This is a genomic window from Burkholderia sp. E168m15 (assembly GCF_016586105.1).
GTDB classification, from domain to species: domain Bacteria; phylum Pseudomonadota; class Gammaproteobacteria; order Burkholderiales; family Burkholderiaceae; genus Burkholderia; species Burkholderia orbicola.
The window spans coordinates 1-11,965 of record NZ_BCPO01000080.1 but is presented as its reverse complement, the minus strand read 5'-3'; the positions used below and the strand labels follow the sequence as shown (position 1 = coordinate 11,965).

The 11,965-nt window shown below is 71.8% G+C and carries 12 protein-coding genes and 1 pseudogene; 3 read left to right on the top strand and 10 right to left on the bottom strand.

What is annotated here, in order from left to right; translation table 11 throughout:
* From JMF86_RS13790 to JMF86_RS13780, 3 genes and pseudogenes are all read left to right on the top strand, one after another.
* Nucleotides 1-359, top strand: a pseudogene (locus tag JMF86_RS13790) (acetyl-CoA C-acetyltransferase); the annotation flags it as partial.
* A 218-nt stretch (nt 360-577) separates the two neighbouring features.
* A complete protein-coding gene (gene phbB, locus JMF86_RS13785; RefSeq protein WP_027809372.1) occupies nt 578-1,321 on the top strand; it encodes an acetoacetyl-CoA reductase in 744 nt (247 codons plus the stop codon).
* Nucleotides 1,322-1,428: 107 nt separating this feature from the next.
* Complete coding sequence (locus JMF86_RS13780) at nt 1,429-1,635, top strand: hypothetical protein (RefSeq protein ID WP_011546221.1); 207 nt, start codon at nt 1,429-1,431, stop codon at nt 1,633-1,635.
* 101 nt (nt 1,636-1,736) lie between these two features.
* Here the strand turns inward: JMF86_RS13780 and JMF86_RS13775 are convergent, their stop codons facing one another.
* The 10 genes from JMF86_RS13775 to JMF86_RS13730 form a co-directional block, all read right to left on the bottom strand.
* Nucleotides 1,737-2,066: a hypothetical protein gene (locus JMF86_RS13775; protein WP_011546220.1), complete on the bottom strand. Its 330-nt coding sequence runs from the start codon at nt 2,064-2,066 to the stop codon at nt 1,737-1,739.
* The gene (locus tag JMF86_RS13770) at nt 2,063-2,566 is read right to left on the bottom strand and encodes a hotdog family protein (protein ID WP_011546219.1); all 504 of its coding nucleotides are present in this window, start codon (nt 2,564-2,566) and stop codon (nt 2,063-2,065) included. The genes JMF86_RS13775 and JMF86_RS13770 overlap by 4 nt, the downstream gene beginning before the upstream one ends.
* Nucleotides 2,563-3,381 (bottom strand): beta-ketoacyl synthase chain length factor, encoded by an 819-nt coding sequence (locus tag JMF86_RS13765; protein WP_011546218.1) that lies wholly within the window; start codon nt 3,379-3,381, stop codon nt 2,563-2,565. The genes JMF86_RS13770 and JMF86_RS13765 overlap by 4 nt, the downstream gene beginning before the upstream one ends.
* Before the next feature lie 8 nt (nt 3,382-3,389).
* Nucleotides 3,390-4,613, bottom strand: coding sequence for a beta-ketoacyl-[acyl-carrier-protein] synthase family protein (locus JMF86_RS13760; RefSeq protein WP_041489248.1), 1,224 nt, complete (start codon nt 4,611-4,613; stop codon nt 3,390-3,392).
* Between the two features lie 63 nt (nt 4,614-4,676).
* A complete protein-coding gene (locus JMF86_RS13755) occupies nt 4,677-5,561 on the bottom strand; it encodes a polysaccharide deacetylase family protein (protein ID WP_011546216.1) in 885 nt (294 codons plus the stop codon).
* On the bottom strand, nt 5,558-8,047 hold the full coding sequence (locus JMF86_RS13750; protein WP_054928046.1) for an MMPL family transporter: 2,490 nt from the start codon (nt 8,045-8,047) through the stop codon (nt 5,558-5,560). The genes JMF86_RS13755 and JMF86_RS13750 overlap by 4 nt, the downstream gene beginning before the upstream one ends.
* Entirely contained in the window at nt 8,047-8,688 is a 642-nt protein-coding gene (locus JMF86_RS13745) for an outer membrane lipoprotein carrier protein LolA (RefSeq protein ID WP_011546214.1), read from the bottom strand. Before JMF86_RS13745 ends, JMF86_RS13750 begins: the two co-directional genes overlap by 1 nt.
* Nucleotides 8,685-9,668, bottom strand: a complete 984-nt coding sequence (locus JMF86_RS13740) for an acyl-CoA synthetase (RefSeq protein WP_011546213.1) — start codon at nt 9,666-9,668, stop codon at nt 8,685-8,687. The genes JMF86_RS13745 and JMF86_RS13740 overlap by 4 nt, the downstream gene beginning before the upstream one ends.
* Nucleotides 9,665-11,437: an acyl-CoA synthetase family protein gene (locus JMF86_RS13735; protein ID WP_011546212.1), complete on the bottom strand. Its 1,773-nt coding sequence runs from the start codon at nt 11,435-11,437 to the stop codon at nt 9,665-9,667. The genes JMF86_RS13740 and JMF86_RS13735 overlap by 4 nt, the downstream gene beginning before the upstream one ends.
* Before the next feature lie 60 nt (nt 11,438-11,497).
* Nucleotides 11,498-11,965 (bottom strand): hypothetical protein (locus tag JMF86_RS13730; protein WP_201317009.1); only part of this gene is annotated, 468 nt, incomplete at its 5' end.

The window sequence follows — 11,965 nt, the reverse complement described above, 5'->3', positions numbered from 1 at the left end:
GAATCAAGGCGTACGCGAACGCGGGCGTGGACCCGAGCGTGATGGGCATGGGCCCGGTGCCGGCGTCGCGCCGGGCGCTGGAGCGCGCGGGCTGGACGCCGGGCGACCTGGACCTGATGGAGATCAACGAAGCGTTCGCGGCGCAGGCGCTGGCGGTGCACAAGCAGATGGGCTGGGACACGTCGAAGGTGAACGTGAACGGCGGGGCGATCGCGATCGGCCATCCGATCGGCGCGTCGGGCTGCCGGATTCTGGTGACGCTGCTGCACGAGATGGCCAAGCGCGACGCGAAGCGCGGGCTGGCGTCGCTGTGCATCGGCGGCGGGATGGGCGTCGCGCTTGCGGTCGAGCGCGTCTGAGCGGCGGCTGACGACACGGTTCGCTCGCGGCGTGGGCCAGCGCCGCGGGCGAGCCAGGCGGTTTTCGCGCAAGACAGGCAGTCAATAACACGCGCGAGGTGCCGGTGCGTGCCGCGTCCGCGACGCGGGCGGCTGCGCATCGAAGCGGTGGGGCGGCAGCAGGTGCGATGCCGTCGCCCCGCCTTTCATCGATTACTTTTTTGTCGGTAATTCATAGTATGACTAAGCGAATCGCAGTTGTGACAGGTGGGATGGGCGGCCTCGGCGAAGCGGTCAGCATCCGGTTGAACGACGCGGGTCACCGGGTAGTCGTCACGTATTCGCCGAACAATGCCGGCGCGGACCGCTGGCTGACCGAGATGCATGCGGCCGGCCGCGAATTCCATGCGTATCCGGTGGACGTGGCCGATCACGACTCGTGCCAGCAATGCATCGAGAAGATCGTGCGCGACGTCGGCCCGGTCGACATTCTCGTGAACAATGCGGGCATCACGCGCGACATGACGCTGCGCAAGCTCGACAAGGTCAACTGGGATGCGGTGATCCGCACCAACCTCGATTCCGTGTTCAACATGACGAAACCGGTCTGCGACGGCATGGTCGAGCGCGGCTGGGGCCGCATCGTCAACATCTCGTCGGTGAACGGCTCGAAAGGGTCGGTCGGCCAGACCAACTACGCGGCCGCGAAAGCCGGCATGCACGGGTTCACGAAATCGCTTGCGCTCGAGGTCGCGCGCAAGGGCGTGACGGTGAACACGGTGTCGCCGGGCTATCTCGCGACGAAGATGGTCACCGCGATTCCGCAGGACATCCTCGACACGAAGATCCTCCCGCAGATTCCGGCGGGCCGGCTCGGCAAGCCCGAGGAGGTCGCGGCGCTGGTCGCTTACCTGTGCTCGGAGGAGGCCGGCTTCGTGACGGGCTCCAACATCGCGATCAACGGCGGTCAGCACATGCACTGACGCGCGGCGGCCCGCAGGGCGTGCGCGCCCGGCGGGCCGCGTTCCCCACTATCCCGCGCCGGAGCGGCGGCAGACGCGCCGCTTCGGCCTCGCATTCCGGAGAACGCATGGGCGACACCTGGCTGGGACTCGTGATCGGCGGCTCGGCACTGGCCGTCGCGCTGACGATGGCGATCTCGCTCTACTGGCTCGAGCGGCGCCGCGCGCGGCTGCTGAGGAACTTCGATCATCGCGATTGCTGGCTCGCCGCGTACGGCAAGTGCTTCGCGCGCAAGCCGGCGAGGTCGCTGCGCCGCATGCGTGGTGCACGCTGAGCGCGGTGCCGACGCGTCGCGATCGGTGAACGCTCGATGACCGGTCGATGAGCGGTCACGCCCCGCGCGCATGCCGTCGGCCATGCGCGCGGGACGCGTGATCAGTCGTTCTTTTCGCCCTTTCCAGCCGACTCGCCGGAGTCGTTCTTGTGGAAGATCCGCTTCGTCGTGCGCTTGGTGGCTTCCCAGCCTTCGCGCGACGCATGGGCGACGCCGTGCCCGACCGCTTTCGCGGCGCTCGCGGTCGCGTGGCCGAAGCTGCGCGCCGCGTCGCCGGTCTTGTGCGCGGCTTCCTTCGAATCGCGCTTGATGTCCTGCTTCACTTCCGACATGTCCGCGTGGGCGAGCGGGCCGAGCAGCGACAGAACGAGCGTGGCGCCAATGAACTGACGAACTTTCACGACCGGGTTCCTTGAGGTGAGCCTCTTCATCGAGGATTCGTGTTGCCGGCAGGCGCCGGTTGAAACGCGCCGGCGGCCGATGCGTCGAGCATCACCGCCGCGCGGCCGGACAGCAGCACGCGCTCGCCGCAGCGCAGCGTGAATTCGTACAGCACCGAGCGGCCGTCGCCGCTCACGCGTTGCGCGTCGATGGTGAGCGGCTGCTCGAACGTGTCGAGCCGGTCGACGAACGCGTCGACGTTGCGCACGCTCGCGAGATAGCCGACGCGCGGGCGGGCTTCGTGCGCGCCGAGCAGCGCGCCGTGCACGGCCATCGCCTGCGCCGCGTACTCGATGCCGCAGACCGACGCGAGCCGCCCATGCGCGCGCAGCGGGTTGTCTGGATCGCGATGGCTCGTCGCGGTGCAGCGGATTCGTTCGGTATCCCACGCATCGACCGAATCGAGCACGCACATCGTGCCGGCGTGCGGAATGTGCGCGGCAATCCACGCATGGTCGAGCGGTGGGGTCAATACGACCGTGGCGGTCATCGCGCGCGCTCCGCGAAGGGTTCGGACATCGCGACGTCGACCTGCACGCGCGTATCGGCCAGGTAGTCGAGCACGACGCGCGTCGATTGCCGTGCGGCGAGCGCTTCGAGCAGCGGCAGCACGCGGGCGGCCGGGTTGCCGGCGCGCAGTGCGTCGAGTTCGGCATGCACGAGCGTCGTGGCGGGCGCATCGGTGAGTTGCACGTCGATGCGGGCGAGCGTGCGCGCGCTCGCTTCCGGCGCGAACACGAGCGCGACGCCGAACGCATCGCCGATCGGCCGCACCGCGCGCAGCGGTTCCGGATAGTCGGTGTCGTACGCGATCAGCAGGCTCGGCACGCGATCGACGACGACCTGGCAGAGACTTTCGAGCAGGCCGGCGGCAAAGCTGCCGTCGTGCGCGCACAGTACGTTCGACGTCGCCGTCGCGCGGGTCGCGATGCTCCAGTAGCCGGCCGGCGCGTTGTGCACCGAGTTGTGGAAGCGGGTCGGCGACAGCTGGCGATCGTCGCCGGCCAGCGTTTCGCAGATCGCGTGGCAGTTCTGGCCGTCGCCGCCGGATGCGCTGAACACGGTCGCGAGCGTCGCGGCGTCTCGGCCGCTCGCGGCCACCGCTTCGTGGCCGACCGCGAGCGCCGCGCGCACGACCGGGCCCGTGCGGCGCCGTTCTGCAGACGGCAGCCCGGCCGGCGGCGGCAGCTCGGTGCGGGCGGGCACGTAGGGCGTGCGGCCCGCGAGCACGTCGGCCGCATGCGGCCAGTCGGTCAATCCCGGCCCGACGAGGCCAATGCTTTCGATGAAGGCGGTGAGTGTCATGGCGGGCCTCAACGACGGGCGCGGCCGGCCACGCGCTGGGCGCGGCCGAGGATCAGGCTGCAATTCGTGCCGCCGAAGCCGAACGAATTGGAGAGGACGGCGCGCACGCGCGTGTCGCGGCTCGCGAGCACGTAATCGGCGACGAGCGCCGGGTCGGGCTGCGTCGTGTTGACGCCGGCCGGCACGAACTGCTCGCGCAGCGCGAGCGCGGCGACGATCGCCTCCAGCGCGCCGGCCGCGCCGAGCGTGTGGCCGGTCGCGCCCTTCGTCGAGCTGCACGGCGTGCGGGCGAACAGCGCACCGAGCGCGCGGCTTTCCGCTGCGTCGTTGCTCGGCGTCGCGGTGCCGTGCAGGTTCACGTAGTCGATGTCGTGCGCGTCGAGGCCGGCGGATGCGAGCGCCTGCTCGATCGCGGCGCGCGCGCCGAGCCCTTCCGGATGCGGCGACGACATGTGATGCGCGTCGCTCGATTCGCCGATGCCGAGCAGCAGGATCGCGTCGGCGTCGAGCGTGGCGGGCGGGGCAGGGACGCGCTCGACGAGCGCGAACGCGGCGGCCTCGCCGATCGAGATGCCGTCGCGCGCGACGTCGAACGGCCGGCATGGCTGGCGCGACAGCAGTTCGAGCGAATTGAAGCCGTACAGCGTGGTCAGGCACAGCGAATCGACGCCGCCGACGACGGCCGCGTCGATCAGCCCGGCCTCGATCATGCGGCGCGCGGAGCCGAACACCTTCGCGCCCGACGAGCATGCGGACGAGATCGCCATCGCCGGCCCGCGCAGCGCGAAATACGCGCGCACGAACGCGGCCGGCGAATACGGGTTGTGCGTGTGCGCGTAGCGGAAGTCGGCGGGCAGCGCGCCGCTCGCCGGATCGCGGCGCTGGTACGCGCGTTCGGTTTCGAGGATGCCGGCCGTGCTCGTGCCGACGAACACGCCGACGCGTGCGGCGCCGTAGCGCGCGACCGCCGCCGCGACGCGCGCGTCGAAGCCGTCCTGCGTCAGGCCGAGTTGCGCGAGGCGGTTGTTGCGGCAGTCGAAGTCGGCGAGATCGGCGCGCACGGGCTGCGCATCGACGCCGTTCACCGCACCGATCCACGTGTCGAGATCCGCACGCTCGAAGTTGCACGGCACGAGGCCGCTGCGGGCGTGGCGCAGCGCATCGAGGGTCGCGTCGAGGCCGCGGCCGATGCAGCTGGTGGCGGTGAAGTGCGAGAGCAGGAGAGGGTTCACGAGGGTCGCATCCGGTGGCCGGAACGGGCGCCGCAGCAGGGCTGGCACGCGCGCCGTTCGAGGTCAGATTTTATCAAACGGGGGTGCCGGAACGCCCAGCTGGCCGGGCGGTTCGGGTGCCAGCGCCGCGCGCAGGGTGGTCCAGGGCAACTGCGCGTCGGCGGCCGCACGCAGCACCGCGGGCAGCACGTCGAGCACGACCGGTTCGCCGCGCGTGTCGCGCGCCGCGTGACCGTCGTGCACGAGCAGGATGTCGCGCGCATCGAGCCCATGCAGCAGGCGGCGCGTGACGGTCGCGGCGTCGCGCGCACGCGTGTCGAAGCCGCGCCGCGTCCAGCTCGCGAGTTGCAGCCCGAATTCGCACAGCACCGGTTCGAGAAACGGATTGCGCAGGCCGGCCGGCGCGCGGAAGAACAGCGGGCGCGTGCCGGCGATGTCGGTCAGCGTCTGCTGCGCGGCCGCGATCTCGCGCCGCAGTGCGGCCGGCCCCGACAGCGAGAACGTATGGCGGTGCCGCTGGCTGTGGTTCTCGACCGCATGGCCGCGCGCGACGATCGCCTCGATCCACAGTGGGTGGCGGCGCGCGAGATCGCCGATGCAGAAGAACGTCGCGCGTGCGTCGTAACGGTCGAGCAGGTCCAGCACGCGCGGCGTCACGTCCGGGTCCGGACCGTCGTCGATCGTCAATGCGATGCGGCGGCCCGCGCCGGCCGGCAGGCGCGTCCAGTTCGGGCCGAGCAGCGTGCTGCGCGGCCACAACCCGGCCGCGGTCAGCGCGAGATGCGACGCGACCACGCCGCCGACGGCCCACGGCCACGTGGCCGGTTGCGCGATCACCGCGGCGGCCGCGCCCGCATGCAGCGCGGCGGCGCCGGCGATCAGCGGCGTCGGCTTCCAGCGGCGCGCGTCGCCGGCGTCGTGCGGTGGAACGCAAGGCGGCACGTTCATGCGCGGCCTCCTCGTTCACGATTGCCGGCCGCCGCCGCCGCCGCCGCCGCCGTCTCTGCGGCGCGCGGCGCGAGAATCGCCGCGAACGCGAGCGCGAGCATCGCGCCGGGGCCCACGGTCAGCCCGAAGGTTTCGAGCAGCGGCACGCGCGACAGCGCGAGCAGCCCGAAGCCGGCGACCGTCGCGAGGTTCGCGATCAGCAGCGACACGAGCGTATGCGGCGTGACGGGCTGCGCGTCGTCGCGCCGGCAGAAGAACAACGCATAGTTCGAGCCGACCGCGACGATCAGCAGCATCCCGATGAGGTGCAGGATCGTCAGTTGCACGCCGGCGAGCGCGAAACCGGCCGTCACGACCAGCACGGCGGCGACGAGCGGCGCAAGGGCGCGCGCGGCGCGGCGCGGCGAGCGCAGCGCGATCAGCAGCAGCACGGCGATCGCGGCGAATCCTGCGAGCGACAGCCGGATGTCCTCATGCACGTAGCTCACGTACAACCGATCGGCTTCGGCCTTCATGTCGACGAACAGCGCATCGGGCACGCCCGCGCGTGCGACGGCGGCGCGAATCGGCGTGGCGTCGAGGCTCGACGCCGGCTGCCCGGCGCGCGCGGCGTCCGGCGCACGCAGCGGCAGCATCGCGCTCCAGCGGCCGTCGCGTTCGGTCAGCAGCGCATCGACGGCGAGCGCCATCGACGTGCCGCGCAGGTCCGCACGCGTCAGCAGCGGCGCGTGGCGCGCGGCGTCGACGTCGGCGAGGAACGGTGCGAACAGATCGGGCTTCACCGTGATCGGCTGATGCGCGACGGCATCGCGCATCCGTTCGGCGAGTGCGTCCGCAGCCGGCAGGCTCGCCTGGCGCGCGCGCTGTGCGGCGTCGCTCGGCAGATAGCGGGCGGGGTTCTCGAAACCGCCGAGCGCGCCCCGGTCGACGAGCGGCTGCAATTGCGCGGCGACTTTTTCCGCGCCTTCGAGTGCGGCCTGTTCGGTTGGTGCGGCAATGACGACGAGGTAGCGCACGTCGGGCGCACCGACATCGGCGCGCAGCCGTGCGTCGAGCGCCTGCGCCTGTGCCGGCACGGGGCTGAGCGCGGCGAGCTCGCGGCTCCACAGGGCGTCGCGATGCAGCGCGAGCGTCGCGCAGGCGGCGACCACGAGCACCGCGAGCGGCCAGCGCAGCCGCGGCGCGGCGTCGGCCGCGCGCGCGAGCACGGCGCCGACGCGGGATACGTCGCGGATCGCGACATGCTCGCCACGCAGATGCGGCAGCACGAAGCGCGTGACGAGCGCGGCGGCCGTCAGCCCGACGATCGAATAGAGCCCGAGCTGCACGAGGCCGGGGAACCCGGAGAACAGCATCGATGCGAATCCGCACACCGACGTCAGCACGCCGAGCCGGATCGTCGGCCAGTACGCGGCGATCCACGCGCGCGTCGCGTCGGCCGGGTGCGCGGCGCCGCGCGTACCGGCCTGCGCCGATTGCACGAACAGGTAGATCGAATAGTCGACGGCTTCGCCGATCAGCGTGGTGCCGAACCCGAGCGTCAGCCCGTGAACCGTGCCGAACGCGACGCTGACCGCCGCGATCCCGGCCGCGACGCCCGTCAGCACCGGCAGCAGGCCGAGCGCGAGCGTGCGCGGCGAAGGGTACAGCGTGAGCAGCAGCGCGACGATCAGCACGACGCTCGCCGTCGACAATCGTTCGACGTCGTGCCGGATCGTGTCGCGCGTGTCGACCGAGAACACGCCGGGGCCCGTCATCGCGAGCGAGGTGCCGGCCGCGTTCGGCACGGCTTGCGTCGCGGCCGCGAACGCGCGGCGCACGGCGTCGATCGCGCGGGCCTGCGCGTCGGTATCGGAGCCGGCGGCGGCCGTCTGCATGACCAGCACCGCGCGCGTGCCGTCGCGCGACGCCCACACGCCGTCGCGGCTCGCCGGTTCGGCCGCGCGGTCGAGCTCGTCGACGAGCGCGGCGACTTCGCCGGTCGGGTCGCGCGGCAGCATTGCCTTCGCGACGAGGCCGGCTGACGAACTCAGCAGGTCGAGACTGTCGCCGAGCGCCTGGTGCAGGCCGTCGGCGCTGAAGCGCTGCGGCGTGACGGCCGGGCTCAGCAGATAGCGGTGAGCGAAGATGAATTGCCGGTCGCGCGCGTCGTTCGCGGCTTCGCCGTTGTGCACGGCCGCGAACTGCGGATCGGTGCGCAGCGTGCCGGCGACGCGCCGCGACAGCGCGGCGCGCGTGCCCGCGTCGCCGCCGTCGATCGCGACGAGGATCAGGCGCGACACGATGCCGTCGCGCAACTGGTCGACGAGCGCGCGCTGCCCGGCGCTCGGCGCGTTCGGCAGGAACGCGGACAGGTCGGCCGTGAAGTGCGCGCGTCCGATCGCGATGCCGCACGCGACCAGCGCGAGCAGCCACACGAGCACCGCGCGCTGCCGCCACGCGGGCACGCGGCGGGCGACGGGTGAGGATCGGGTGCGCTCGTCCATCAGTTCGCGTTCGCCGCCACGGGTTGCAGGCGCATCACCGAACGATCGCCGTCGGCCTGCCGGATCGCGACGCTGCGCAGCACGTCGCGCGTGCCGTCGAGCGTGATCGTGCTGACGACCTTCAGCATCCGCGAGTCGAGCGGCGTGAGCGTGAGCGTCCAGTCGTCGCCGCGTCCGGACAGGGCGACCTTGTACACCCGTTCGAGCGCGAAGCGGTTGCCGGCGAGCGTCGCGCGGATGCTGTCGATGAACGCGCCGAGCTCCGGATAGCGCGCGAGCGCGAGCGTGTACTTGCGGTTGTTGCGCTCGACGGTGAGCATGTCGCCGTCGACGACCAGATGTTCGGGCTTCGGGCTCAGCGTGTGCTTTTCCAGATGGTCGGGCGCGACGAACATCAGTTCGCCCGACGATTCGACCGGCTGCGTGGCAATCGACAGGGTCTTCGTCTCGGTGAAGGTCGCGCGGCCCGACTTGTGCTGCGCGAGCGTCGACATCAGCCGGTCGAGGGTCCAGGTCGAGCCGGTATCGGCCGCGTACGTGGGCACGGCCAACACGATCGCGGCGGTGGCGGCGAGCACGCGGGCCGCGCGGTGGAGGCGGCCCGACGAAAACGGGAACAGGCGGCGGCGAACGGCAGTCATGCGTCGGAATCTCTCGTGGCGGGCAGGTCGGCGCCGGCGTGCGCCGTCTCGCGGCGCGCGGTTGCGGCCGCGGCATCGCCGCCTTGCCAGAAATCGAAATAGTTGAACCAGTTGTACGGCGCCGCGCGGCAGTACTTGTCGAGCAGCGCGACGTAGCGCGCGAGCGCCGCATCGACCGCCGCCGCGCGCGCGTCGCGCCGCACATCGGAGAAATCGGCGAGCGTCTCGAAGTGCACGTCGTAGCGGTTGCCGTCGCGATAGAGGCCCGTCATGAAGATCACCGGGCGCTTCAGCATCGCGGCCATGTAAAGCGGGCCGAGCGGGAACGCGGCCGGCGCGCCGAGCAGCGGCACGCGCCGCAGCGACGCGGCGGCATCGTCGAGCAGCGTGCGGTCGGCGAGCATGCCGACCATGCAGTTCGCGTCGAGTCGCTCGCGCACCTTCAGCATCGAGTCGACCTGCCCGAGCGGGATCACCTCCGGCTGCGCGGCCGGGTTCACCGCGGCGAGCGTCGCGTTGATCTTGCGCGCGTTCTTCTCGTACATCGTGACGACCACGCGCAGGTCCGGATGCGTGCGGCCGATCGCGCGCACGACCTCGAAGCTGCCGAGGTGCGCGCCCATCAGGAACGCGCCGCGTCCGCCCGCGAGCGCGTCGTCGACGAGCGATTCGCCGTGCAGCCGGATGTCGAACAGGTCGAAGCGCCCGTTCATCAGGTAGATGCGGTCGTGGATCGTCGCCGCGAACGTGAACACGTGCCGGTACACGTCGCGCCAGCGCGCGGGGCGACCGAGCACGCGGCGCAGGTAGTCGCGCGACGCCGCACACGCGATCGGCGAGAACAGCACGAAATACGTCGCGATCAGGTGCAGCACGATGCGCGCGCGCTGCCGGCCGAAGCGCAGCGAGATCCACGTCATGACGCGCAGCAAACTCGCGTTGCTGCGTTCCTGGCGTTCGGCCCATGCGGTGCGCTTCATGGCTGCGCGCCATCCTGCGCGGCGGGCGGTGGGGCGGACAGCACGCCGGTCGCGACCTCGCGCGACCCGGCGCGCACCGTGAAGCGGATCGCGCCGCTGGCTGCCGCGTCGTACGCGAGATCGAGCGGTTCGCCGGGCGCGACCGGGCTCAGGAATTTCGCGGACCCGAGCCGCCACGCATGCAGCGGACGGTTCAGCGCCGCGCCGATCGTGTGGATCGCGTGATCGAGCAGCACGACGCCGGGCACGACCGGATGGCCCGGGAAGTGGCCGGGCAGCGCGGGATGGTCGGCGGCAATCGTGAACGCGAGCGCGGGCGTGCCGGCCGGGTCGCGCTCGTTCGGCGTCGCGGGCGGCATGGCCGTCGTGGCCGTCGCCGCCGCGCTACGCGTATGTTGCGCAACGAGTGCGGCCAGCACGTCGCGCGGCAGCTTGCCCGTTTCGTTGCGCGGCAGCGCATCGACGAACACGAGCGGGCGCGGCATGAACGCGGGATCGATCCGCTCGCGCAGCGCGCGCTGCAGATCGGCGGCCGAGAGCGTCGGCGCGACGACCAGCGCGACGAGCCGCGTGACCGGCTCGAGGGCGGTGTCGCCGTGCGTCGGCGCGGCTTCGTCGGGCATGAAGAACACGCCGTCGACCACTTCGGCAATCGCGTTGAGCTGATGGTTCAGATAAGCGAGCGACGTGCGCTTGCCGGCGATGTTGACGAGGTCGGCCTTGCGGCCGTGCAGCAGGAACCGGCCGTCGCCGAGCAGTTCGAGCGCATCGCCCATCGGCACCGGCGTCTCGACGTGGCCGCCCGATACCCAGACCGTCGGCCCGCTGTCGTCGCCATCCGGTTCTGCGCGCGCGTCGAGCCGGATGTCCGGGAACAGTTCCCACGCCGCGCCTTGCGACGTCCGACGGGTCGCGATCTGGCCGGTCTCGGTGCTGCCGTAGATCTCGACGAGCGGCGCGTCGAGCGCGGCCTCGGCTTCGCACGCGAGCTTCTCCGACAGCGGCGCGGTGGCCGACAGCACGAGCGCCGCAGGCGGCAGCGCATGGCCGGCCGACAGCAGCGCACGCAAGTGGATCGGCGACGTGACGAGCACGCGCGGCTGCGGGATCGCGTCGAGCTCGTCGCGGATGTCGCTCGGGTAGAACGGCTGGCGGTTGCTGAACGCGAGGCCGCCGATCAGCGCGAGCAGCACCGTCGACTCGAAGCCGTACATGTGCTGCGCGGGCACCGTGCCGATCAGCGTGGCCGCGCGGCCGTCGAGCAGCCCGAGGCGGTCGGCCGCCGCGCGCACGCAGCCGACCAGGAAGCCCCAGGTCTTGCGGTGCGGCACCGGCGCGCCGGTCGAGCCGGACGTGAACACGTAGGCCATGATCCGCGCCGCGTCGATCCGCGGGACGGCGAACGGCGTATCGCTCGGCGCCTCGCCCGGCGCGGCATCGGGGTACGCGAAGCGCGGCAGGTCGATCGCGCAGTCGGGCGCATCGTGCAGGCAGAACGCATCGGGCGCGAACGACGCGAGCTGGCGCACCATTTCCGGCGTGTGCGTCGACGGCAGCAGGCTGACCTTGCCGGCGACGAGCGCCGCGCACAGGCTGACCGCGAAGCGATAGCGGTCGCGGCACACGTTGAACACGTGGCTGCCGGCGGGTAGCGCGGCGGTCACGCGCGCGACGTCGGCGACGAACGCGCGCACGGTGACGGGCGAGCCGTCGCGCCAGGCGATCGTCTGGTCGGGCGAGGCATGGAATACCAGCGGGTGAGTCGGCATAAATCGGTCAAGACGGGAACGAAGGCCCGCGCGGCCCTTGGGGCCGCGCCGGTCATGAATTCATCGCGCGGCCTGCGAGGCGTGGGTCGTCGCGCGATACGCGCGCACCGCATCGACCATCCGCGGCCGCGGCTCGTGCGGCAGCGCGACACGCCGGCACGCATGCTCGGCGGCGAACATCACGGCGACGAGCGGCAGCGACAGGTAGTTCGCGAAGGTCGACCACGTGACGATCGGCGCGGTCGCGAACAGCAGCGTCGACACGGCGGCGATCGCGACGAAGAACAGCGTCCACGCGAGCGTGATCCGCCGCGTGTAGCGCGCGACGGCCGGCGTGACCGTGCCGTGGATCATCGCCGCGAAGCGCGTGCACAGCGGCACGTCGCCGGCCACGAGCGTGCGGCCGAACAGCAGCGCCATCGCGACGTTGAAGCTTACGTGTTCCAGATACAGGCCCCATTCGAAGTGCCGCGCGAGCGGCGCGCGTGCCGCCCACAGCGCGGCGGCGGCCAGCAGCCACGCCGGCAC